17 protein-coding genes are annotated in these 22,875 nt (G+C 71.3%); 15 read left to right on the top strand and 2 right to left on the bottom strand.

What is annotated here, in order from left to right; genetic code table 11:
- The first annotated feature begins 98 nt into the window (after positions 1-98).
- The 10 genes from bcsE to QQA12_RS13595 all read left to right on the top strand — a co-directional run bounded on the left by bcsE (position 99) and on the right by QQA12_RS13595 (position 14,886).
- Positions 99-1,625, top strand: a complete 1,527-nt coding sequence (gene bcsE / locus QQA12_RS13640) for a cellulose biosynthesis protein BcsE (protein ID WP_226049586.1) — start codon at positions 99-101, stop codon at positions 1,623-1,625.
- Positions 1,622-1,804, top strand: a complete 183-nt coding sequence (gene bcsF / locus QQA12_RS13635; RefSeq protein ID WP_054667632.1) for a cellulose biosynthesis protein BcsF — start codon at positions 1,622-1,624, stop codon at positions 1,802-1,804. Before bcsE ends, bcsF begins: the two co-directional genes overlap by 4 nt.
- Positions 1,801-3,447 (top strand): cellulose biosynthesis protein BcsG, encoded by a 1,647-nt coding sequence (gene bcsG, locus QQA12_RS13630; RefSeq protein WP_226049585.1) that lies wholly within the window; start codon positions 1,801-1,803, stop codon positions 3,445-3,447. The genes bcsF and bcsG overlap by 4 nt, the downstream gene beginning before the upstream one ends.
- The gene (gene bcsR / locus QQA12_RS13625) at positions 3,444-3,623 is read left to right on the top strand and encodes a cellulose biosynthesis protein BcsR (protein ID WP_152984947.1); all 180 of its coding nucleotides are present in this window, start codon (positions 3,444-3,446) and stop codon (positions 3,621-3,623) included. Before bcsG ends, bcsR begins: the two co-directional genes overlap by 4 nt.
- Positions 3,620-4,375: a cellulose biosynthesis protein BcsQ gene (bcsQ, locus tag QQA12_RS13620; RefSeq protein WP_226049584.1), complete on the top strand. Its 756-nt coding sequence runs from the start codon at positions 3,620-3,622 to the stop codon at positions 4,373-4,375. Before bcsR ends, bcsQ begins: the two co-directional genes overlap by 4 nt.
- Positions 4,372-7,005: a UDP-forming cellulose synthase catalytic subunit gene (gene bcsA, locus QQA12_RS13615; RefSeq protein ID WP_226049583.1), complete on the top strand. Its 2,634-nt coding sequence runs from the start codon at positions 4,372-4,374 to the stop codon at positions 7,003-7,005. The genes bcsQ and bcsA overlap by 4 nt, the downstream gene beginning before the upstream one ends.
- Positions 7,002-9,341, top strand: coding sequence for a cellulose biosynthesis cyclic di-GMP-binding regulatory protein BcsB (bcsB, locus tag QQA12_RS13610; RefSeq protein ID WP_054667627.1), 2,340 nt, complete (start codon positions 7,002-7,004; stop codon positions 9,339-9,341). Before bcsA ends, bcsB begins: the two co-directional genes overlap by 4 nt.
- Entirely contained in the window at positions 9,341-12,910 is a 3,570-nt protein-coding gene (gene bcsC, locus QQA12_RS13605; RefSeq protein WP_226049582.1) for a cellulose synthase complex outer membrane protein BcsC, read from the top strand. The genes bcsB and bcsC overlap by 1 nt, the downstream gene beginning before the upstream one ends.
- Positions 12,894-14,027, top strand: a complete 1,134-nt coding sequence (gene bcsZ / locus QQA12_RS13600; RefSeq protein WP_226049581.1) for a cellulose synthase complex periplasmic endoglucanase BcsZ — start codon at positions 12,894-12,896, stop codon at positions 14,025-14,027. Before bcsC ends, bcsZ begins: the two co-directional genes overlap by 17 nt.
- 67 nt (positions 14,028-14,094) lie before the next feature.
- A complete protein-coding gene (locus tag QQA12_RS13595; protein ID WP_226049580.1) occupies positions 14,095-14,886 on the top strand; it encodes a DUF3667 domain-containing protein in 792 nt (263 codons plus the stop codon).
- Between the two features lie 39 nt (positions 14,887-14,925).
- On the opposite strand, the gene QQA12_RS13590 is transcribed toward QQA12_RS13595, so the two are convergent.
- The gene (locus tag QQA12_RS13590) at positions 14,926-16,242 is read right to left on the bottom strand and encodes an NCS2 family permease (protein WP_226049579.1); all 1,317 of its coding nucleotides are present in this window, start codon (positions 16,240-16,242) and stop codon (positions 14,926-14,928) included.
- Positions 16,243-16,435: 193 nt separating this feature from the next.
- On the bottom strand, positions 16,436-18,100 hold the full coding sequence (ettA, locus tag QQA12_RS13585) for an energy-dependent translational throttle protein EttA (RefSeq protein ID WP_054667623.1): 1,665 nt from the start codon (positions 18,098-18,100) through the stop codon (positions 16,436-16,438).
- Positions 18,101-18,316: 216 nt separating this feature from the next.
- On the opposite strand from ettA, the gene QQA12_RS13580 reads away from it, so the two are divergent.
- From QQA12_RS13580 to ribD, 5 genes are all read left to right on the top strand, one after another.
- Positions 18,317-18,790: an RcnB family protein gene (locus QQA12_RS13580; protein WP_226049578.1), complete on the top strand. Its 474-nt coding sequence runs from the start codon at positions 18,317-18,319 to the stop codon at positions 18,788-18,790.
- A 136-nt stretch (positions 18,791-18,926) separates the two neighbouring features.
- Complete coding sequence (gene glyA / locus QQA12_RS13575; RefSeq protein ID WP_054667621.1) at positions 18,927-20,180, top strand: serine hydroxymethyltransferase; 1,254 nt, start codon at positions 18,927-18,929, stop codon at positions 20,178-20,180.
- A 168-nt stretch (positions 20,181-20,348) separates the two neighbouring features.
- Positions 20,349-20,876, top strand: coding sequence for a transcriptional regulator NrdR (gene nrdR, locus QQA12_RS13570; RefSeq protein WP_054667620.1), 528 nt, complete (start codon positions 20,349-20,351; stop codon positions 20,874-20,876).
- Complete coding sequence (locus tag QQA12_RS13565; protein ID WP_226049951.1) at positions 20,873-21,349, top strand: GNAT family N-acetyltransferase; 477 nt, start codon at positions 20,873-20,875, stop codon at positions 21,347-21,349. The genes nrdR and QQA12_RS13565 overlap by 4 nt, the downstream gene beginning before the upstream one ends.
- A gap of 34 nt (positions 21,350-21,383) precedes the next feature.
- Entirely contained in the window at positions 21,384-22,478 is a 1,095-nt protein-coding gene (gene ribD / locus QQA12_RS13560; protein ID WP_226049577.1) for a bifunctional diaminohydroxyphosphoribosylaminopyrimidine deaminase/5-amino-6-(5-phosphoribosylamino)uracil reductase RibD, read from the top strand.
- Positions 22,479-22,875: the final 397 nt, after the last annotated feature.

The raw sequence follows: 22,875 nt of genomic DNA, 5'->3' as shown, positions 1-22,875 counted from the left end.
GATCGGGTTTTACTGTGACGTCCGTCATGGATTGTGGTGAGGGCCGAAGGATGGAAAACGGTGGTGCGCAGGGTGCGCCTGCCGACGGGAAAACGAGTTTGAAGACCATTTCACTTGCCATCGATGGCCTGCCGTTCGAGCTCACCCGTCTGCGCGTGGGCGGGGTGTACTGGGTCGCCTGTGCCGATGCCGGCCACGCCGACCTGTTCGCTGCCGGCGTGCTTGCCGGATCCGATGCCCTGCCGCTGGCGGTGGTGGCCGCGCTCGGGCGCCCGCCGGCGTCGATGGTCGCGCCGCTGACGGCCGAGCAGGGGCCCGCGCGCATCCGCCTGCACGAAGCCGCCGTCGCCGACCTGGCGCCCGCGGTGCGCGCGCTGCCCGCCGACCTGGCGCGCTGCGCGGGCGCGCACGGCACCCTGTGCGTGGTGCAGGTGCCGGCGACCGCGCTGGAGAGCCTCGAGGGCGCCCACCTCGCCCGCTGGTGCCGGCAACTGCACGACTGGGCCAGCGCCGGTGGCCATTGCGTGCTGCTGCTGTGCCACGGCGAGGCGGCGACGCTGGCGCCGCGGCTGCTGCCGCTCAACCCGCTGTGCAGCGGGGTGGCCCAGCTGTACCCGCACCGCGGTGCGCTGCAGTACCTGGTGCACTACTGGAGCAACGCCGAAGGCGTGTTCGCGCATCGTGATTTCGAGGCCCGGTGGAGTGGCTTCCGCCTCGGCGTGGTCGCCGACGGCGATGGCGCGGTGGCCGCGGCGCTGGCGCAGGAGGGCGGCGACCGTTTCCTGTACCTGGCCCAGGCCGACGCGCTGGAAGGCGCACCGCCGTTCTCGCCCGCCTGGCGCCTGTTCGAGAACTGGTCGGCGCTGGTGGCCGCCGCGCTGCAGGCGCAGGCGGCCACGGTGGTGCTGTCGATCGGCGAGAACGCCGATGTCGATGCGCTGGCGCGGATCGTGTTCGAGCTGCGCAGCGAGCGCGGCAACGGCCTGAAGCTGGTGGTGCGCGAGATGCAGCCCTGCCTGCGCTATGCCGACGAGCGGCTGCTGCTGGAATCCGGGGCCAGCCTGGTGGCCCCGGCCAACCTGCCGCTGGCGCGCTTCCTGACCCTGCTGGAAACGATCCAGGGCCAGACCTGGCAGGGGCGCCTGCCGGACGACCCGGAGCGGCTGATCCGCCTGCACCGGCCGCCGGATGTCGGCGGCATCGTCACCCCGGCGCAGTTCAGGCAGCTGGCCGTTGAACTGCTCGACCAGCGCGGCGGGGTGGTGGAAAGCGCGGTGCTGGTGCTGCAGCCGGTGGCCGGGGTGAGCCCGGTGCAGGCGCTGCAGCAGCTGCAGATGCGCCGCCGCGGCGATTTCGCCTGCATGTATGCCGGCCAGGTGTGGCTGTTCCTGTTCGCCTGCCGCAGCGACGGCGTCGAGCGCGCGCTGGGCAACCTGTTCCGGTTGCCGTGGCGGGAGCTGTTCGATGGCTACGAGCGCCAGGCCGGGCACGACGTGGCCGCGATGAGCGCGGCCGCTGGCGGCTTTGCCGCCGCGCCAATGCAGCAGATGCCGCCGCCCGAGCCCGCGGCACCCGCGCCGTCATGGACGGCGCCGCGCCCGATCCGCCTGGGAGGGGAAGGATGAACGACCAGCAGGTATGGAGCCTGGTGGCCGCATGTGCGTTGGTGATGATTCCCCTGGGCGTGATGCTGGGGTCGATCGTGCGCGCGCTGCGCGCGCGCCTGCGTCGTGGCCTGCCGCCGCGCTACCTCAAGCGGGTCGGCGAACGCCGCCGTCAGCCCGCTCCACGGAGCCAGACATGAGCGACGCCCCTGCCGCCGCGACCGTACCCGCCGCGCCCCAGGCATGGCCCGACCTGCGTGGCTGGAACCTGTATTTCCTGTCCAAGGTGATCCTGGCCTGGATGGGCGCGCTCGACCTGCACATCTTGCCCAACCTGCTGCTGCTGGCGGCGCTGCTGGTGCCGCTGCCGTGGCGCGGCGCCCGCATCGCGCGCACCGTGGTCGCGATCCCGGTGGCGGTGGCGCTGTACTACCAGGACACCTGGTGGCCGCCGTTCGAGCGCCTGCTGGCGCAGCCGGGGGTGCTGGATTTCTCGGCCTCGTACTGGCTGGAGCTGCTCGGCCGCTTCATCAACTGGCAGATGGTCGCGCTGCTGGCCCTGCTGGTCTGCGGTTACCTGCTGCTCAAGCCGTGGCTGCGGGTCACCACGCTCAGCGTGCTGGGAATGCTGGGCATGGCGGCGATGGCGCTGCCGCTGCCGGCCGGCCTGCAGTTCGCCGGCGGCGGCGATGCGACGGCGGCGCAGGGGGAGGGCGCAAGCGGTGCGGCGGCACGCGGCGGTCCTGCCAGCAACGAAACCCTCGATGCCTACCTGGCCGGCTTCTACCAGCAGCAGGCCGGCTTGAAGACCACCTTCCCGCCGGCCCACGAGGGCACTCCCTTCGACGTGATCGTCCTCAACATCTGTTCGCTGGCCTGGAGCGACCTTGATGAAGTGGGCATGCGCCAGAACCCGCTGTTCGACGGGATGGACGTGGTCTTCGACGCGTTCAATTCGGCCACGTCCTACAGCGGACCGGCGGCGATCCGCCTGCTGCGCGCCAGTTGCGGGCAGACCTCGCACACCGCGCTGTTCGATCCGGTGCCGGCGCAGTGCCAGCTGTTCGCCAACCTGCAGGCGCTGGGCTTCCAGAACGAACTGGCGATGAACCACGACGGCCACTTCGACGATTTCATCGGCGACCTCACCCGTTATGGCGGGCTGGCGGCCAAGCCGCTGCCGATCGAAGGCTATCCGCGCGCGCTGATCGCCTTCGACAAATCGCCGCTGCGCCGCGACAGCGACGTGCTGGCCGGCTGGCTGAAGCAGCGCCAGACCGCCTCCAACGCACAGGTGGCGCTGTTCTACAACACGATCTCGCTGCACGACGGCAACCGCATCGTCGGCGCCGACGGGCGCGCGATGGCCAGCGACTACAAGGCGCGCGCGCAGATGGTGCTGGGCGACCTGCAGGGCTTCATCGACGCCCTGGAGAAGAACGGCCGCCGCGCGGTCGTGGTGGTGGTGCCCGAGCACGGCGCGGCGCTGCATGGCGACCGCATGCAGATCCCGGGCATGCGCGAGATTCCCAGCCCGTCCATCACCCATGTCCCGGTTGGCGTGAAGCTGGTCGGCATGGGCATCCCGGCCGCGGCCGGCCCGCGCCACGTGACCGCGCCGAGCAGCTACCTGGCGCTGTCCGAACTGGTGGCGCGGATCTACGCGCTCAACGCCCAGGCGACGGCCGGCGACCGCAACTGGGACGGCCTGCTGCAGGGCCTGCCGACCACACCGTCGGTGTCGGAGAACGAAGGCGCCAAGGTGATGGATTACGACGGCAAGCCGTGGCTGCAGCTCAAGGGCAGCCCGGCCTGGACGCCCTACCCGGAGGACAAGCCGTGACGAGCGACCGGTTGCCCGCGGGCCTGACCTCGGAACAGGACGACATCGACGTGCTGCGCGCGCACCTGCACATGCCCGAACTGCCGTACCTGGACTTCTCGGCGCAGCGTGCGCGTGCGCAGGCGCTGGCACGCTGGCCGCTGTTCGCCGAACTGGCGTCGGAGCCGCGGCGATGAGCACCACGCTGTCCCTGCAGGGCGTGCGCGGCGGCGTCGGGGTGACCACGATGAGCGCCGCGCTGGGCCACGCGCTGCATGCGCAGGGCGAACGCGTGCTGCTGGTCGAGTGCAACCCCGACCACCTGCTCGGCCTGCACCTGGGCCTGCCCGCCGCCGAAGCGCGCGGCTGGGCACGGGCATGGCTGGACGGCGGCGACTGGCGCGAGGCGGCGTTCGAGGCGATGCCCGGGCTGGCGCTGCTGCCGTATGGACTTGCCGGCGACGCGGAGGTGGCCGAGGTCGAGGAGCGGCTGCGGCGCTCGCCGCGGTTCTGGGCCGAACGCCTGCCACTGCTGGCCACGCAGTTCGACTGGATCCTGTTCGACCTGCCGCAGCGGCTCGACGCGCACGTGGACGCGGTCAACCAGCACGCCGCCTGCGCGCTGCCGCTGCGGCTGGCGACGGTGGACCCGGGCTGCCACGTGCTGCTGCAACGGCGCCCGCATGATGCGCGCCGGGTGCTGTGCAACCGCTACGACCCGGCGCTGGCGGTGCAGCGCGACCTGATGCAGCTGTGGATCGACGGCGGTCCGCCGCTGGTGCCGCAGCCGCTGCACGAGGACGCCAACGTCGCCGCGGCGCTGGCGCGCAAGCGGCCGTTGGGCGCCGATGCCGATGGCGCGCAGGCCGCGGCCGATGTCGCCAGCCTGGCGGTGTGGTGCCTGGCCGAACGCGGGCGCCTGCGCGCCCGCGCGGGGCGGGCGCCATGAGGCCGCGCTGCCTGCGCTACCTGCGCTGGCCGCAGCTGCGCGAGGCCGTGCGTGCGTCGCTGCCGACCCTGTGGCTGTTGTGGCTGCTGCAGGCGATGGGCTGGGCGCTGCTGCGGCTGGAAGGTCCGGCGTGGCAGTCACTGGCGCCGCGCCTGCCCGATGCGTTCCCGCAGCTGCGGGTCTACCGCCGCTGGCGTTTCGGCGACCCGCTGCGGATGCTGATCCAGGCCGGCTGGCTGCTGCTGGTGCGCATCACCCCGCAGACGTCCCAGCGCCGCCACCGGCTGGCCGCGGCCCGGCGCCGCCATGTCGCCGGCCTGCGCGGCGCCGCCGACCGCGGCTGGCGGCGGTACCTGGACACGATGCGCGGGATGCCGCGACGGGTCTGGAACAGCGCCGCGTGGCAGCGCGCACGCGCGACCCTGGGGTCGCTGTCCAGGCGCACGCGCCGGTGGCTGACGTACGGCGTCGGCGTGGCCACGCTGGGCCTGGCGCTGCTGTGCGTCACCCAGCCGTTCAGCTACTTCGCGCAGTTCGTGTTCGTGCTGCTGCTGTGGGCCATCGCGCTGCTGGTGCGGCGCATGCCCGGGCGCTACGCCACGCTGATCCTGGTGGTGCTGTCGATCACCGTGTCGTGCCGCTACCTGTGGTGGCGCTACACCGCCACGCTCAACTGGAACAACAATTTCGACCTGGCCTGCGGCCTGGTCCTGCTCGCGGCCGAAACCTATTCGTGGCTGGTGCTGATGCTCGGCTACGTGCAGGTGGCCTGGCCGCTGCAGCGCAGGCCGTCGGCGCTGCCGGCCGACCCGCGCGACTGGCCGACGGTGGACGTGCTGATCCCGACCTACAACGAGGAGCTGTCGCTGGTGCGGCACACGGTGCATGCGGCACTGGGCCTGGACTGGCCGGCGGACAAGCTGCGCATCCACCTGCTCGATGACGGCCGGCGCCCGGAGTTCCGCGAGTTCGCCGCGCAGGCCGGGGTCAACTACATCACCCGCAGCGACAACCGCCACGCCAAGGCCGGCAACCTCAACCACGCCTTGACCCTGCTAGACGGCGAACTGGTGGCGATCTTCGACTGCGACCACCTGCCGGTGCGCTCGTTCCTGCAGATCACCACCGGCTGGTTCCTGCGCGATGCGAAGCTGGCGCTGGTGCAGACCCCGCACCACTTCTTCTCGCCGGACCCGTTCGAGCGCAACCTGCGCGTGTTCCGCCGCGATCCCAACGAGGGCGAGCTGTTCTACGGCCTGGTGCAGGACGGCAACGACCTGTGGAACGCGGCCTTCTTCTGCGGCTCGTGCGCGGTACTGCGGCGCGCGGCGATCGACGACATCGGCGGCTTCGCCACCGAGACCGTCACCGAGGACGCGCACACCGCGCTGCGCCTGCACCGCAACGGCTGGAACTCGGCCTACCTGCGCATTCCGCAGGCCGCCGGCCTGGCCACCGACAGCCTCGGCGCCCACGTCAACCAGCGCATCCGCTGGGCACGCGGCATGGTGCAGATCTTCCGCATCGACAACCCGCTGCTGGGCAAGGGCCTGAGCCTGTTCCAGCGCTTCTGCTACGCCAACGCGATGCTGCACTTCCTGGCCGGCATCCCGCGGCTGGTGTTCCTGACCGCACCGCTGGCGTTCCTGCTGCTGCACGTCTACATCATCTATGCGCCGGCGGTGGCGATCCTGCTGTTCGTGCTGCCGCACATGGCGCATGCCAACCTGACCAACTCGCGGATCCAGGGGCAGTGGCGCCGGCCGTTCTGGGGCGAGGTCTACGAGACCGTGCTGGCCTGGTACATCGCGCGGCCGACCACGGTGGCACTGTTCAGCCCGGGCAAGGGCAAGTTCAACGTCACCGAGAAGGGCGGCACCCAGGCCGGCGACCGCTTCGACTGGAAGGTCGCCCAGCCCTATCTGGTCCTGGCGGTGCTCAACGTCGCCGGGCTCGGGTTCGCGGTGTGGCGCTTCCTGCACGGCCCGGCCGACGAGCGCGGTACGGTGATCGTCAGCTCGCTGTGGGTGCTGTACAACCTGCTCATCGTCGGCGGTGCGCTGGCGGTGGCCGCCGAGGTCCAGCAGGTGCGCCGCACCCATCGCGTCAGCCAGCGCCTGCCGATGGCGCTGCGCCTGCCCGACGGCCGCACCCTGCGCGGGGTCATGCACGACTACTCCAACGACGGCGTCGGCCTGGAACTGGCGCAGGTGCCCGAACAGGAGCTTGCCACCGGCACCCGCGTGACCCTGCTGCTCGGCCGCGGCCGCCGCGAGTTCGCGTTCGCCGCGGTGGTCCAGCGCAGCGTCGGCGCGCGCCTGGGCCTGCTGCTGCGCTTCGAGGACGAGTCGCAGCGGGTCGAATTCGTGCAGTGCACCTTCGCCCGTGCCGATGCCTGGCTGGACTGGCACGCCGGCTACCAGCCGATGAGCCTGCCGCGCAGCCTGTGGAGCGTGGTCAAGCTCGGCTGGCAGGGCTACCGCCGGATCAGCGATTTCTCGCCCATCGATCTCGACCGGCCGATGCACTGGAGCCGCCGCGCCCTGCGCTGGGTGGCCAGTTTCGCGCCGCAACGTCCGCTTCCTTCCTACCCGGCTGACCCAGCCGCTGACCCGGGGCTTCGTCCATGAGCATTTCCACTTCACTGCGCTGGTTGCTGCTGCCGCTCTTGGCGCTGCCCGTCGCCAATGGTTCCAGCGCGCCACAGGCGGCAGCCCCGGTAGCCGATGCCACGCCTGCCCCCGCTGCGGCCGCGACCACGCCGTCGCCGGCAGCGGCGACCGCGGCACCGGTCTGGTCCGGTGCCAGCTGGCCCTGGCAGCGCGCCAGCACCCTGGCTCAGCTCGGCCGGCGCCAGGACACGCTGCTGTCCGGCATCCGCAACACCACCACCTTCGAGTTCCAGGTCCGGCGCGACCGCCTGGTGCGCGCGGCCGAGCTCGACCTGGGCTTCACCCCGTCGCCGTCGCTGCTGCCGACGCTTTCGCACCTGCGCGTCTACCTCAACGATGCGCTGATGGACGTGGTGCCGATCGGCAACGACCAGCTCGGGCGTCCGGTGCAGGCCAAGGTGCCGCTGGACGCGCGCCTGATCGCCGACTTCAACCAGGTCCGGCTGGAGTTCGTCGGCCACTACACCGATGTCTGCGAAGAGCCGACCCACAGCTCGCTGTGGGTCAACCTGTCCAGCAACACCACCCTGCGCCTGGGCGGCCAGCCGCTGGCGATGCAGGACGATCTGGCCAATTTCCCGCTGCCGTTCTTCGATCCGCGCGACAGCGCGCGGCTGGAACTGCCGGTGGTGTTCGCCGGCTCGCCGTCGCTGGCGCAGCAGCGCGCGGCCGCGCTGATGGCGTCGTACTTCGGCAGCATGGCCGGCTGGTGGCGGCAGGCGCGGTTCCCGGTCAGCTTCGACCGGCTGCCGGCGCAGGGCCACGCGGTGGTGATGGCGGTGAACGGCCGGTTCCCGTCGGTGATCGCCGACCACGCGCCGGTGAAGGGGCCGGTGATCGAGCTGCTGTCGCTGCCCGACGACCCGCAGCGCAAGCTGCTGCTGGTGCTGGGCCGCAACGACGCCGACCTGCAGACCGCGGTGTCGGCCATCGCCGCCGGCAACGTGCTGTTCCGCGGTACCCGGGTGCAGGTGGACGAGGTCAAGCCGCTGGTGCCGCGCCAGCCGTACGACGCGCCGAACTGGGTGCGTACCGACCGCGCGGTGCGCTTCGCCGAACTGCTCGACTACCCGCAGCAGCTGCGCGCCAGCGGCATCGCGCCGCAGCCGATCGTGCTCAACCTGAACCTGCCGCCGGACCTGTTCATCTGGCGCAACCAGGGCATCCCGCTCAACCTGCGCTACCGCTACACGCCGCCGTTCAGCAGCGACGAGTCGCGCTTGAGCGTGGGCATCAACGACCAGTTCATTTCCAGCTTCCCGCTGATCCACCGCTCGGGCAAGCAGGGCCTGGAGGAAATCCGCCTGCCGGTGCTCAGCGGCGATGCCGGCGCCGGCGACGGCAAGCTGCTGATCCCGGCGCTGAAGATCGGCGACCGCAACCAGCTGCGCTTCGACTTCAACTTCGCCAGCGTCATGGGCAGTGCCCAGCGCGACCATTGCCAGACGGTGCTGCCGCCCAACCTGCAGGCGGCGATCGAGGAGGACTCGACGATCGATTTCTCCGGCTTCCACCACTACATGGGCCTGCCGGACCTGGCGGCGTTCGCGCTCAGCGGCTTCCCGTTCACGCGCATGGCCGACCTGTCCGAGACCGTGGTGCTGATGCCGCCGCGCGCCAACCCGGCGCAGGTCGGCCTGCTGCTGAACCTGGTCGGCGGCCTCGGCGTGCAGAGCGGCTATCCGGCCTATGGCCTGCGCGTGAGCGACGACTGGAAGCAGGCCGCGCGGCTGGACGCCGACGTGCTGATGCTGGGCGAACTGCCGCAGGAGCTGCGCGGCAGCGACCAGCTGTCGCTGATGATCGACAACCAGCGCACCACGCTGCGCAATGGCCGGGTGGGCTCGCCGCAGGAAGCGGTGATCGAGGCCCGCCTGGGCAGCAGCGGCAGCGATGCGGCGATCAACCGTGTCGGCGTCACCGCCGATGCGCCGTTCGCCGCCATCATCGGCCTGCAGTCGCCGCACCACGCCCAGCGCAGCATCGTCTCGCTGGCCGCCAGCAAGGACGCGGACTACGCGCTGCTCGACGACGCGCTCAGCGACATCGGCAAGCGCGAGGCCATCGCCGGCTCGGTATCGATCCTGCGCAGCTCCGGCATCCACAGCCAGTTCGTCGGCGAGCACTACTACGTCGGCTCGCTGCCCTGGTGGCTGCTGCTCTGGTATCACCTGGCCGACCACCCGGTGCTGCTGGCGGTGCTGGCCACGGTGGTGGTGCTGATGGTCGCGTTCCTGCTGTGGCGCGCGCTGCGCTGGGTATCGCGGCGGCGCCTGGAAACGGCGGAGCACTGATGCCCCGTCGCCTTCCGCTGCCGCTGGCGTTGCTGGTCGGCCTGGCCGCGATCGGCCAGGCGGGCGCGCAGGAACTGCCGCCCACGCCTGGCGGCAGCCTGGCATCGCAGCGGCAGTGGCTGCTGCAGCAGGTGCGCATCGGCGAGGCCACCGGCCGCCAGCGGCTGATCGAGGATGCGCTGGCGCGGCTGCGCCTGCTGGCCCCGGACGACCGCGCCACGATGCTGGCGATCCTGGAAGTGCAGCTGTCGCAGCAGAAGATCGACGATGCCACCGCGACCCTGGGCCGGCTGCGCCAGGTGGGCGCGGGCAGCCGCGAGCTGGTGGCCGGCGAACGCCTGTGGTCGGCGTATCGCGGCGACATGCAGGCGCAGCTGCAGCAGGCGCGCATGCTGGCCACCGGTGGGCGCAACGCCGAGGCGCTGGCGATCTACCGCCGGCTGTTCAACGACGACCCGCCGGGCATGCAGCTGGGCCTGGAATACTGGCGCCTGCGTGGCGCCGAGCCGTCCGGGCGGGCGTTGGCGATCCGCCGCCTGGGCGCGCTCGATGCGGCGTACCCCGGCAACACCGCGCTGCTGCAGGCGCTGGCCCAGTTGCTGTTCGCCAGTGGCCGCGACAGCGAGGCGCTGGCCGCCCTGCAGCGCATGGGCAACAACCCCGAAGCGCTCACCTACGCCGCCGATGCGGAATGGAACTACCTGTCCGCACGCCAGGCCGATGCCACCAACGTGCGCCGGCTGCAGTCCTTCATCGCCCGCTATCCGGGCTGGGCGAACATCGACGAGGCGCGCACGCTCTACGACGAGCAGCGCAGGCGCGTGGGCAACCCCGCCTGGGTCGCCGGGCTGCGCGGCGCGCAGCTGCTCGATGCCGGCCGCAACGCGGAGGCCGAGGCCGCGTTCCGCCAGGCCCTGGCCGGCTTTCCCGGCGAGGCCGATTTCCACGGCGGGCTGGGGTTGGCGCTGATGCGCCAGGGCCGGCGCGAACAGGCGCTGGAGCAGTTCCAGAAGGCGCAGCAGCTGCAGGCCGATACCAGCAACAGCGACAAGTGGCGCGACCTGATCGCCAGCACCCGCTACTGGCTGCTGATCCAACAGGCCGATGCCGCGCTGGAAGCCGGCGAGCTCGACCGCGCGCAGTCGCTGTACGCGCAGGCGCGCCGCCAGCAGCCGCGCGAGATCAACGCCCAGCTCGGGCTGGTGGACGTGGCGGTGGCGCGCGGCGACGATGACGCGGCCAGCCGCGAACTGCAGGCCGCGCGGCGCATCGCGCCGAACGATGCCAACGTGGTGCGCAAGCTGGTGCAGTTCTACGGCCGCACCGATCCGCAGCGGATGGAGGCCTACATCGCCGGCCTGCCCGCCGCGCAGCGCGGGCTGTATGCCGACGAACTGCGTGCGCTGCAGCTGGCGCGGCTGCGCGAGCGGCGCGAGCGCGCGCTGGCCGCGGGCGACATGGCCGAGGCCATCGCGCTGGGCCGGGAACTGCGCCGCGAACAGCCCGACGACCCATGGCTGGCCTACTCGCAGGCCAACGCGCTGCGCGCCGGCGGCGCGAGCGACGAGGCCGACGCGGTGATCGCCGACATGGCCGGCAGGGCCGGCAACACGCCGGCGGCGCGCTACGCGCAGGCGCTGTACCTGTCCGGCGCGGACCGCATCGCCGCGGCGCTGGCCGCGCTGGACGAGCTGCCGGACCCGCAGTGGGACGACGACATGCGTGCGCTGGCCACGCGCCTGCGCCGCCAGCAGGCCACCGCGCGCGCCTGGGAACTGCGCGCGGCCGGCCGCGAGGACGAGGCCATCGCCCTGCTGCGGCAGCTGCCGCAGGATGTGGACGTGGTGCTGATGCTGGCCGACTGGGCGCGGCTGCGCGGCGACACCGCCCAGGCCCTGCAGCACTACCAGCAGGTGCTGCAGGCGCAGCCCGGCAACGTCGATGCGCAGCTGGGCAGCGTGCAGGCGCTGATCGACGGCGGCGACCTGGCGGCCGCGCGCACGCGCATGGCCTCGCCGCCGGTGCCGGAGCCCGGCAACATCGGCCAGCAGCGGCAGCTCGCCACGATCTGGTCCGGCCTCGGCGACGACGCCCGCGCGCTGGACGTCCTGCGTGGCGTGCTGGCGGCGCTGACCGGGCCCGATCCGCAGTCCTGGCGCGACGCGGCGCGGCTGCTGCGCGCCGACGACCCGCAGCAGGCGCTGGACATGTATGCCCGCGCGATGGCCGACAACGGCCTGCTCGCGCCGCAGCAGGCGCAGCCGCGCGACGACCGCGCGCTGACCCGCGCCAGCCGCGAGACCGCCGGCGACGACTGGCTCCGGCGCAGCCTGCGCAGCGACGTGGAAACGCTGTACCTGGAGCAGAATCCGACGCTGACGGTGATGCAGGATTCGGGACGGCGCAGCGACGGCACGCCGGGCATCTCGAAGCTCTCGCGTGACACCCGCATCGTCCACCTGGACGCGCCGTTCGCCGGCGGTCTGGGCTGGGCGCGGCTGGAACAGGTGCGGCTGGACGCGCGCGGTTTCGAAACCGACGCCAATGGTTTCCACGACCAGGACTTCGGTAGCTGCCAGCTGTACCTGCTGCGCGAGGACGGCAGCCGCCTGCAGGCACCGGGCTGCGACACCCGCCTGCACCAGCGCATGAACTCCGGTGCGGGCCTGGCGCTGGGCTGGCGCACGCGCGACGACCGCTGGAGTTTCGACATCGGCCACACGCCTTCCGGCTACGTGGTCGGCAACTGGCTCGGCGGCGCCACCGTCAACGGCGACATCGGCCGTTTCGGCTGGGGCGCGACGCTGTCGCGGCGGCCGATGACCAACTCGCTGCTGTCGCAGGCAGGGGCCATCGATCCGCGCAGCGGCATCGCCTGGGGCGGCGTGACCGCCAACGGCGCCACCTTCAGCCTCGGTTACGACCAGGGCGGCCGCAACGGCATGTGGTCGAACTGGAGCTGGCATCGCCTGCTCGGCCGCAACGTCATGGACAACGACCGCGCGCGCGCGATGGCCGGCTGGTACCACAAGCTGGTGCAGCGCCCGGACCTGCGGGTGGACGTCGGCCTGACCGGCATGTACTGGCGCTATGCGCACGACCTGGGCGGCTATTCGCTGGGGCAGGGCGGCTACTACAGCCCGCAGCAGTACGCCTCGCTGAGCGTGCCGGCGAGCCTGGCCTGGCGCAACGACGACTGGTCGCTGCGGGTGGATGCCTCGCTGAGCGTTTCGCGTGCGCGCAGCCGTTCGATCAGCCGCTTCCCGGAGGCCTCGCTGATCGATCGGGTGCTCGCCCAGCTGCAGCCGTTGTACGGCCCGCTCACGCTGGACCCGGCCGGGCTGTACAGCGCCGATTCCAGCAGCACCGGGACCGGCCACCGCCTGTACCTGGCGCTGGAACGCCGGCTCGGCGACCATCTGGTGCTCGGCGCCGCCGGCACCGTGCAGCGCAGCCAGGATTACTCGCCGAACACGTTCCAGCTGTATCTGCGCTATACCCTCAAGCCCTGGCAGGGCAATCTGCCGCTGCCGGTCACACCGCTGGTGCCCTATGGCGAATTCCGCTGACCCCGCGCGTCGCGTGCTGTTGCAGGCGCTGGCCGCCGCTCCGCTGCTGGGGCTGTTGCCGGCCGCTGCCTCCGCACCGGGCTGGCCGCGCTGGCAGGTCCTGGTGGACAGCAGCCTGAGCGCCGACGGGCGCATGATCGACCGCAGCCAGGACGACCTGCGCAGCACCTCCGAAGGCCAGTCCTACGCGCTGTTCTTCGCACTGGTGGACAACGACCAGGCGCTGTTCGACCGGATCCTGGCCTGGACGGTGGACAACCTTGCCGCCGGCGACATGGGCAAGCGCCTGCCGGCCTGGCTGTGGGGGCGCGATGCCAAGGGCGGCTGGGGCGTGCTCGACGCCAACCCCGCCGCCGATTCGGACCTGTGGCTGGCCTACGCCCTGCTCGAAGCCGGCCGGCTGTGGCATCGCCCGGCGCTGCAGCGCATCGGCGAGGACATGCTGGAACAGGTGCGCGCTGCCGAGATCGTCGATCTGCCCGGACTGGGGCCGATGCTGCTGCCCGGCCCGCAGGGCTTCGTCGAGGACGGCGCGACCCGGGTCAATCCCAGCTACCTGCCGCTGCCGCTGCTGCGCCGGTTCGCCGCGGTCGACCGCGGCGGCCCGTGGTCCGCGCTGGCCGTGAACACGCTTGAACTGCTGCGCCAGACCGCGCCGCACGGCTTCGCCCCGGACTGGGCGGCATGGCGCGACGGCGCCTTCGTCGCCGATCCGGTCAAGGGCGCGACCGGCAGTTACGACGCGATCCGCTGCTACCTGTGGGCGGGCCTGCTGTCTCCGCGCGACCCGCTGTCCGGCGCGCAGCTGCAGGCGCTGTCGGGCCCGTTGCGGCGGCTGCGCGCGGCGGCGCCGATGTGGGAGAAGGTCGACACCCGCAGCGGGGTGGGCAGCGGCGAAGGCGGCTATGGGTTCCGCGCCGCGCTGGTGCCGTACCTGCTGGCGCAGGGCGAACGCGGGTTGGCGCAGTCGCTGCGGGCCAGCCTGCCGCCCCCCGACCGGCAGCGCGGCGACGCGCCCGCCTACTACGCGCAGATGCTGACCCTGTTCGGCGACGGCTGGGCCGAGGAACGTTACCGTTTCGGCGCCGACGGGCAGTTGCAGCCGCGCTGGCGCTGAGGCGGCCGCCGCCGCCAACCGCCGGCTGCGTTCTGGCTAGAATGCGTCCCTTCCAACAGGCGCGGGCATGGGGATGCACGACACCGACCACTGCATCAACTGCGCACGCGCAGTCACCGGCCCGGCGCAGAAGTTCTGCCCCGGCTGCGGCCAGCCCACGCCGGTCCACCGCATCGACTGGCATTTCCTGGGCCACGAGTTGGAGCACAGCGTGCTGCACATGGACCGCGGCATCCTGTATTCGCTCAGGGAATTGATGCTGCGCCCGGGTAGGTTGATGCGCGACTACATCGACGGGCGCCGCGGCAACCACGTCAAGCCGCTGCTGCTGGTCATGGTGACCGCGGCGGCGGTGGTGCTGCTCAGCCGGCTGTTCGCCGACGGCACGGTGATGGACACGGATGCGCCCGCAGGCATGACGCAGGGGCTCGAGCCGGGTGCCGCGGCGCTGGTGGCGCGGTACATGGCCGCGAGCAAGGCGGTCGCCGGCTGGATCGATGCGCATTTCGCCGCCTTCACGCTGGCGCTGCTGCCGATCGAAGCCTGGGTGCTGCGGCTGGCGTTCGGCCGCTATGGACGCCTGAACTATCCGGAGTGGCTGGTCATCACCGCCCTGCTGACGGTGCAGGTCTTCGTGGTCTGGAGCGTACTGATCCCGTTCGAGCGCTGGGTCCCGCATACCCAGCTGTGGGTGGGGCTGGCCAGCGTCGCCTATGCGGTGTACTCGCTGCTGCAGTTCTTCGAAGGGCGCCCGGCCTGGTCGACGATATGGCGTGCCCTGCTGGGCTACGGCGTGTTCTCGGTATTGAGTTCCGTGGCCGTGGCCATGGCCATCTTCGTGCTGATGCTGGTGTCGTGAGCGGCCGGCGCGCTGGCCGCGAACCGGCAGGCGCCGGCTTCACTCCAGCGCGAAGCGCAGCACGAACAGTCCCGCCACCAGCCACAGCGCCGGCCTGGCCTCGCGCCAGCGGCCGGTGCCGGCCTTGAGCACGGCATAGGCGATGAAGCCGAAGGCCAGGCCGTTGGCGATGGAGTAGGTGAAGGGCATGGCCAGCGCGCACAGCGCCGCCGGCACCGACTCGGTGAGGTCGCCCCATTCGACGTTGACCAGCTCGCGCAGCATCAGGCCGGCCACGAACAGCAGCGCCGGCGCGGTCGCATAGGCCGGCACCATGCCCGCCAGGGGCGAGAACAGCAGCGCGGCCAGGAACAGGGCCGCCACCACCAGCGCGGTCAGCCCGGTGCGGCCACCGACCTGCACGCCGGAGGCGCTCTCGGCGAAGGCGGTGGTGGAACTGGTGCCCAGCAGCGAACCGGCGACGATCGCGCTGCTGTCGGCCAGCAGCGCGCGGCCGAAGCGCTTCCTGCCATCGGCCAGGTCGAGCAGGCCGGCGCGGCCGACCACGCCGTACAGCGTGCCGGTGGCGTCGAACACCTCCACCAGCACGAACACCAGCACCACCTGCAGCAGCACCGCCAGCGGCGCGCCGCCGTCGTGGTGCAGCAGGCCGGGCAGGTCCAGCTGCAGGAAGGTCGGCGCCAGGCTCGGCGGCAGCGATACCAGACCCTGGTACTGCACGTCGCCGGCCAGCCAGCCGGCCGCGGTGACGGCGAGGATGCCGATCAGGATGGCGCCGCGCACGCGTCGCGCCTCAAGCACCGCGATCAGCAGGAAGCCGGCGAGCGCCAGCAGCGGCGGCACCGTGTTCAGCGGGCCCAGCGCCAGCATCGTGTCCTGGTTGCCGATGATCACGTTGGACTTCTGCAGCGCGATGATCGCCAGGAACAGGCCGATGCCGGCGACGATGGCCGAGCGCAGCGAGGCGGGAATGCCGGCCACCAGCCAGGCGCGGACGCCGCTCAGCGACAGCACCAGGAACACCAGGCCGGAAATGAACACCGCCGCCAGCGCCTGCTGCCATGGCAGCCCGGCCGAGCCGACCACGGTGAAGGCGAAGAACGCGTTCAGGCCCATGCCCGGCGCCATGCCGACCGGGAAGTTGGCCGCCAGTGCCATCACCGTCGAGCCGATCGCCGCGGCCAGGCAGGTCGCCACGAACACCGCGCCCGGATCCATGCCGGTGGTGCCGAGGATGTCGGGGTTGACGAAGACGATGTAGGACATCGTCAGGAAGGTGGTCAGCCCGGCCAGCACTTCGGTGCGGACATCGGTGCCGTGCTGGCGGAGCTTGAACAGGCGGTCGAGGAGGCGCATGGGGGAATCCGGGATGCCGGGGGCGGGCGCGCGCCCGGGCGGGAGGGGGCGCTGCGCCGGGCGCGGACGCCACGCATATCCTGCGGCCGCGGCCATGACGAAGGTGTCGCCACGCCGCGGTCGGGGCGCGGGCCCTGGCCGGCGGCGGGCTGGAAAGCGGACGGCCGCATCGCTGCGGCCGTCCCGGTGCTGCTTACTTCAGTGCCTTGAACCGCAGGCGCTTGGGACCGGCGTCGTCGCCGAGGCGGCGCTTCTTGTCCTCTTCGTACTCGCGGTAGTTGCCCTGGAAGAACTCCACGTGCGAGTCGCCCTCGAAGGCGATGATGTGGGTGGCGATGCGGTCCAGGAACCAGCGGTCGTGCGAGATGACGAACGTGTTGCCCGGGAACTCCAGCAGCGCGTCTTCCAGCGCGCGCAGGGTTTCGATGTCCAGGTCGTTGGACGGTTCGTCGAGCAGCAGCACGTTGCCGCCCTGCAGCAGGGTCTTGGCCATGTGCAGGCGGCCACGCTCACCACCGGACAGCGAACCGACCATCTTCTGCTGGTCCTGGCCCTTGAAGTTGAAGCGGCCGATGTAGGCGCGCGACTGGATCTCGACGCCGTTGATGTTGAGGATGTCCAGGCCGCCGGAGATTTCCTGGAAGACGTTGTGGTTGCCTTCCAGCTTCTCGCGGCTCTGGTCCACGTAGGACAGTTTCACGGTCGGGCCGATCACGATCTCGCCCGAGTCCGGCTTCTCCTGGCCGGTGATCATCTTGAACAGGGTCGACTTGCCGGCGCCGTTGGGGCCGATGATGCCGACGATGGCGCCCGGCGGGATGATCATCGACAGGTTGTCGATCAGCAGGCGGTCGCCGAACTTCTTGGACACGTTCCTGAACTCCATCACCGAGTTGCCCAGGCGCTCGCCCGGCGGGATGAAGATCTCGTTGGTCTCGTTGCGCTTCTGGTAGTCGACCGACTGCAGTTCTTCCAGGCGGGCCAGGCGCGCCTTGCCCTTGGAACGGCCGCCCTTGGCGTTCTGCCGCGACCATTCCAGTTCCTTGGCGATCGCCTTCTGGCGGGCCTTTTCCTGGTTCTCTTCCTGCTTGAGCCGCTCTTCCTTCTGCTCCAGCCACTGGGTGTAGTTGCCCTTCCACGGGATGCCGCGGCCGCGGTCCAGCTCCAGGATCCACTCGGCGGCGTTGTCCAGGAAGTAGCGGTCGTGGGTGACCGCCACCACGGTGCCGGTGTAGCGGTGCAGGAACTGCTCCAGCCATTCCACCGACTCGGCGTCCAGGTGGTTGGTCGGTTCGTCGAGCAGCAGCATGTCCGGCTTCTGCAGCAGCAGGCGGCACAGCGCGACGCGGCGCTTCTCGCCGCCGGACAGCTTGCCGATCACCGCGTCCCACGGCGGCAGGCGCAGCGCATCGGCGGCCACGTCCAGCTGGTGTTCGACGGTGTGCGCGTCACCGGCGGCCAGGATCGCCTCCAGGCGCTCCTGCTCCTTGGCCAGCGCGTCGAAATCGGCGCCTTCCTCGGCATAGGCAGCGTATACCGCTTCCAGCGCGGCCTGCGCCTGCAGCACGTCGCCCACGCCTTCTTCCACGGCCTGGCGCACGGTGTGCTCCGGGTTCAACTCCGGTTCCTGGGCCAGGTAGCCGACCTTGATGCCGGGTTGCGGGCGGGCCTCGCCCTCGAAATCGGTGTCCACGCCGGCCATGATCTTCAGCACGGTGGACTTGCCGGCGCCGTTCAGGCCCAGCAGGCCGATCTTGGCGCCCGGGAAGAACGACAGCGAGATGTCCTTGATGATCTGCCGCTTGGGCGGGACCACCTTGCTGACGCGGTTCATGGTGTAGATGTATTGCGAGGACATGACGTCTCCGTAGCGCACGCCCGCGCCCGGTCCGCAAGGCGGACGAGCCCGAGGCAAAAGGGAATGGGCGATTATAGCGGGAAGCCGCCCCGCACCGGCGGTCGCGGCATGGCTGGCCGATTGATGAATGGCGCTATCGGTAACCGTTTCCAGCCGGAAGCCGTTCAGATCGCGTGAGCATGATGGGATGCGTCCATCAATACCGCGAGGGCCACCATGAAGATGCACCGACTTGCAGTCGCCGCGATGACCACCCTGCTGGCCTTCGGCGCCACGGCCCCGGCCTTCGCCGCCGGCGATCGCGACCACGATCGCGGCCGCCACGGCTGGGACGACCGTGGCCGCGGCCACGGCCATGACCGCCGTGACGACCGCCGTGACCGTCGCGACTGGCGCGACGACCGCCGCCATTACAACGCCGGCTACCGCGAGGGCTACCGCGACGCCCGCCACAACGACCGCCGCTACTACGCCCCGCCGCCGCGCGTGGTCTACCGTCCCTACGGGTTCGAGCGCGGCTACCGCTACAACAACTACTACGGCGGCCCGGTCTACGTGGTCAACGACTACGACCGCTACCACCTGCGCCGGCCGCCGCACGGCCACCGCTGGATCCGCGACGACCGCGGCAACATGCTGATGGTGGCCATCGCCACCGGCATCATCGCCGACATCGTGTTCAACCACTGAGGCGGCTGCGGTCGCGTGACGGCAGGGCGCCCCCGGGGCGCCCTTGCTTTTCTGGCGCGGCGCGGGCGGCGGCCGGTGCGGGGCCGGGGAAGCGCTACAATCGGCATTCTCCCCGCCCACCCTCCCAGGAGCCGAGATGTTCCCGCGTGACGCCCGTATCGAGTCCTACGACCCCGAGTTGGCCAAGGCCATCGCCGCCGAATGCCAGCGCCAGGAAGACCATGTCGAGCTGATCGCCAGCGAGAACTACGCCAGCCCGATGGTGATGGAGGCCCAGGGCAGCCAGCTGACCAACAAGTACGCCGAGGGTTACCCGGGCAAGCGTTACTACGGCGGCTGCGAGTACGTGGACATCGCCGAGAAGCTGGCCATCGACCGCCTCAAGCAGCTGTTCGGCGCCGATTACGCCAACGTCCAGCCGCACAGCGGCTCGCAGGCCAACCAGGCCGTGTACTTCGCGCTGCTGCAGCCGGGCGACACCATCCTGGGCATGAGCCTGGCCCATGGCGGCCACCTGACCCACGGCGCCAAGGTCAACGCTTCGGGCAAGCTGTTCAATGCCGTCCAGTACGGCGTGAACGAGCAGGGCCTGATCGATTACGACGAAGTCGAGCGGCTGGCGCTGGAGCACAAGCCGAAGATGGTCGTGGCCGGGTTCTCGGCCTATTCGCAGATCGTCGACTGGGCGCGCTTCCGCGCCATCGCCGACAAGGTCGGGGCCTACCTGTTCGTGGACATGGCGCACGTGGCCGGCCTGGTCGCCGCCGGCGTCTACCCGAACCCGATCGAGCACGCCCACGTGGTCACCTCGACCACCCACAAGACCCTGCGCGGCCCGCGCGGCGGCATCATCATCGCCAAGGGCGCCGGCGAGGAGATCGAGAAGAAGCTGCAGTCGATCGTGTTCCCGGGCATCCAGGGCGGCCCGCTGATGCACGTCATCGCGGCCAAGGCGGTGGCCTTCAAGGAAGCGCTGGAGCCGGGGTTCAAGGCCTACCAGGAGCAGGTGGTCAGGAACGCGCAGGCGATGGCCGACACGCTGATCTCGCGCGGCTACAAGATCGTCTCCGGCGGCACCCGCAACCACCTGATGCTGGTGGACATGATCGGCAAGGACGTGTCCGGCAAGGACGCGGAAGCCGCGCTGGGCAAGGCCCACATCACCGTCAACAAGAACTCGGTGCCGAACGACCCGCGTTCGCCGTTCGTGACCTCGGGCCTGCGCCTGGGCACCCCGGCCATCACCACCCGCGGCTACAAGGAGCCGGACTGCGTGGCGCTGGCCAACTGGATCGCCGACGTGCTGGACAACCCGAACGACGACAACGTCATCGCCGGCGTGCGCGAGAACGTCACCCTGCAGTGCCGGAAGTTCCCGGTTTACGGCTGATCCGGCGCCGCCGCCGGCAGCCCCGGTGGCGGCCTTGCCATGCGTCCGCCACCGCAGCGGTGGCCTCGCCCCGGGCCGGGCAGTCTTGCTCCGTCCCGGGGTTTGCTGTATCTGCGTTGTAGTGAAGGGATGCCGCAGCCGCGGCGCCTGATGTCCAAGGCGAGATAGATGCACTGCCCGTTCTGCCAGCACACCGATACCCGCGTGATCGATTCGCGCGTTTCCGAGGATGGCGCGACCATCCGCCGCCGGCGTGGCTGCGAAGCCTGCGGCGAGCGTTTCTCCACGCTGGAAACCATCGAGCTCAAGCTGCCGGTCATCGTCAAGAGCGATGGCGGGCGCGAGGCGTTCGATGCGCGCAAGCTGCGGGTCGGCTTCGACCGCGCGCTGCAGAAGCGGCCGGTGGCGGAGGAGCGGATCGAGGCGGCGGTGCGCGCGGTGGTCCACCAGCTGCGCATGAGCGGCGAGCGCGAGGTGCCGTCGATCCGCGTCGGCGAGTTCGTGATGGACGAGCTGCGCAAGCTCGACCACGTGGGCTACGTGCGCTTCGCCTCGGTGTACCGCAGTTTCGAGGACGTGGCCGATTTCCGCGACGAGATCGAGAAGCTCGAGCGCGACCACCCGGCCGGCGACGAGCAGCTGTCGCTGCTGGATGCCGCCACCGCCGCACGCCGCGAGCGCAAGGCATCGCGCTGACGCCGGTGCGCATCCTCGGTCTGCAGGCGCGGCCCGGGTGGCTGCCGGCATTGGCGCGGGCGCATGTGCAGGCCTTCGGCACGCTGCTGCCGGCGTGGACCGTCGAGCAGGCCGAGGCCGAGCTGCGCATGCAGCGCGATGACACCATTCCCTGTACCTGGGTGGCCGAGGACGACACCGGCTGGCTGGGCTCGGTGAGCCTGCTGCATGACGACCACGAGCAGATCCGTGGCTGGTCGCCGTGGCTGGCGTCGCTGTACGTGCGGCCCACGGCGCGGGGCCACGGTGTCGGCGCACGGCTGGTCGGGCACTGCGTGGCGCATGCCGCGCAGCTGGGCGTGCCGCGCCTGTATCTTTACTGCGAGGCGGCGATGGTGCCGTGGTACCGCGCGCTGGGCTGGGCGCCGCACACCCGGCTGCAGCTCGGGCCGCTGGCCGTCACCGTGATGCAGATCGATCCGGCGCCGCCCTGAGGCGGTACGCCACCTGTTTCCGATGAGGTTTTCCATGCATGAGTTCACCGCCACCGACCACCAGCTGATGGCGCGCGCACTGCGCCTGGCCGAACGCGGGGCGTGGACCACCCGGCCCAACCCGATGGTCGGCTGCGTCATCGCCCATGGCGGGGAGGTCGTGGGCGAAGGCTTCCACCAGCGTGCCGGCGGCCCGCATGCCGAAGTGTTCGCGCTGCGCCAGGCCGGCGCGCGCGCGCGCGGTGCCACCGCCTATGTCACCCTGGAGCCGTGCGCGCACTACGGGCGCACGCCGCCGTGCGCGCTGGCGCTGATCGAGGCGGGGGTGGCGCGGGTGGTGGCGGCCATGGGCGATCCGTTCCCGGATGTCGATGGCGGTGGCTTCGCGCTGCTGCGCCAGGCCGGGATCGAGGTGGCGGTGGGGCTGATGGCGGACCGCGCGCGCGCGCTCAACCGCGGCTTCCTGTCGCGCATCGAGCGCGGCCGGCCGTTGGTACGGGTCAAGCTGGCGGCCAGCCTGGACGGGCGCACCGCCATGGCCAGCGGCGAATCGAAGTGGATCACCGGTGAGGCCGCACGCGCCGATGTGCAGCGCTGGCGTGCCCGCGCCGGCGCGATCCTGACCGGGGCCGCGACGGTGCTGGCCGACGACCCGGCACTGACCGCGCGCCCGGAGGCCGGCGATTTCCTGCCGCCGCTGCGGGTGGTGCTCGATGCGCGGCTGCGCACGCTGGCCTGCGCACGGGTGCGCGAAGGCGATGCGGCCACGCTGTACCTGCACGATCCGGCGCTGGCCGCGCCGGTGCTGCAGGGTGCGGAGTTCGCCGCTGTGCCGCTGCTGGCCGATGGCCGCTTCGACCTGGCCGCGGTGATGGCGCTGCTGGCTGCCCGCGGCATCAACGAAGTCCATGTCGAGGCCGGCCCGACCCTGTGCGGGGCGCTGCTGCGCGCCGGCCTGGTCGACGAGCTGCTGCTGTACATGGCGCCGCTGCTGATGGGCGAGGGCGCCCGCCCGCTGCTGGCCGGGCTGGGGATCGGGCGCATGGCGCAGGCCTGGCCGCTGGAGGTGGCGGACCTGCGCATGGTCGGCGGGGACCTGCGCCTGCTGCTGTGCCCGGACCCGCGCTGACGCCCGCTGCTGCAACACTGCCATCCATCTGCCGGACAGGTCCGCCGCGGACGGACTGGTACAATGCGCCGGCCGGTTAGCCGGCAACCACGAACGTCTTCAGGGCGGGGTGTAATTCCCCACCGGCGGTAGGTACGCGGTTCCCCGAGGGGAGCGCGCACGAGCCCGCGAGCGCCGAGGCCGGCGCGCGAATCATTCGCCGGAACCCACGCGCTGGCGTGCGGGTTCCACGGCCAAGGGTCAGCAGATCCGGTCCGATGCCGGAGCCGACGGTTGGCGACGCCGCGAATGCGGTGCCGCCTAGAGTCCGGATGAAAGAAGACGGCCCGCGCGCGGCCCCGCCGTGCGTGCGCCTGTATGCCTTGCGGCGTTTTTCGCTCTCCAACCGCGGGAAACG

Source organism: Stenotrophomonas sp. 17(2023), from assembly GCF_030345315.1.
Lineage (GTDB): Bacteria > Pseudomonadota > Gammaproteobacteria > Xanthomonadales > Xanthomonadaceae > Stenotrophomonas > Stenotrophomonas acidaminiphila.
The sequence above is the reverse complement of the archived record's forward strand: the minus strand, read 5'-3'. Positions and strand labels throughout refer to the sequence as shown.

Excerpts from the sequence above, each read along its gene's own strand:
- QQA12_RS13580 (WP_226049578.1), top strand. The coding sequence starts at position 18,317 with ATGAAGATGCACCGACTTGCAGTCGCCGCGATGACCACCCTGCTGGCC.
- bcsC (WP_226049582.1), top strand. The coding sequence starts at position 9,341 with ATGCCCCGTCGCCTTCCGCTGCCGCTGGCGTTGCTGGTCGGCCTGGCC.
- ettA (WP_054667623.1), bottom strand. The coding sequence starts at position 18,100 with ATGTCCTCGCAATACATCTACACCATGAACCGCGTCAGCAAGGTGGTC.
- nrdR (WP_054667620.1), top strand. The coding sequence starts at position 20,349 with ATGCACTGCCCGTTCTGCCAGCACACCGATACCCGCGTGATCGATTCG.
- bcsF (WP_054667632.1), top strand. The coding sequence starts at position 1,622 with ATGAACGACCAGCAGGTATGGAGCCTGGTGGCCGCATGTGCGTTGGTG.
- bcsB (WP_054667627.1), top strand. The coding sequence starts at position 7,002 with ATGAGCATTTCCACTTCACTGCGCTGGTTGCTGCTGCCGCTCTTGGCG.
- bcsG (WP_226049585.1), top strand. The coding sequence starts at position 1,801 with ATGAGCGACGCCCCTGCCGCCGCGACCGTACCCGCCGCGCCCCAGGCA.
- ribD (WP_226049577.1), top strand. The coding sequence starts at position 21,384 with ATGCATGAGTTCACCGCCACCGACCACCAGCTGATGGCGCGCGCACTG.
- bcsA (WP_226049583.1), top strand. The coding sequence starts at position 4,372 with ATGAGGCCGCGCTGCCTGCGCTACCTGCGCTGGCCGCAGCTGCGCGAG.
- bcsZ (WP_226049581.1), top strand. The coding sequence starts at position 12,894 with ATGGCGAATTCCGCTGACCCCGCGCGTCGCGTGCTGTTGCAGGCGCTG.
- glyA (WP_054667621.1), top strand. The coding sequence starts at position 18,927 with ATGTTCCCGCGTGACGCCCGTATCGAGTCCTACGACCCCGAGTTGGCC.
- QQA12_RS13590 (WP_226049579.1), bottom strand. The coding sequence starts at position 16,242 with ATGCGCCTCCTCGACCGCCTGTTCAAGCTCCGCCAGCACGGCACCGAT.
- bcsQ (WP_226049584.1), top strand. The coding sequence starts at position 3,620 with ATGAGCACCACGCTGTCCCTGCAGGGCGTGCGCGGCGGCGTCGGGGTG.
- QQA12_RS13595 (WP_226049580.1), top strand. The coding sequence starts at position 14,095 with ATGGGGATGCACGACACCGACCACTGCATCAACTGCGCACGCGCAGTC.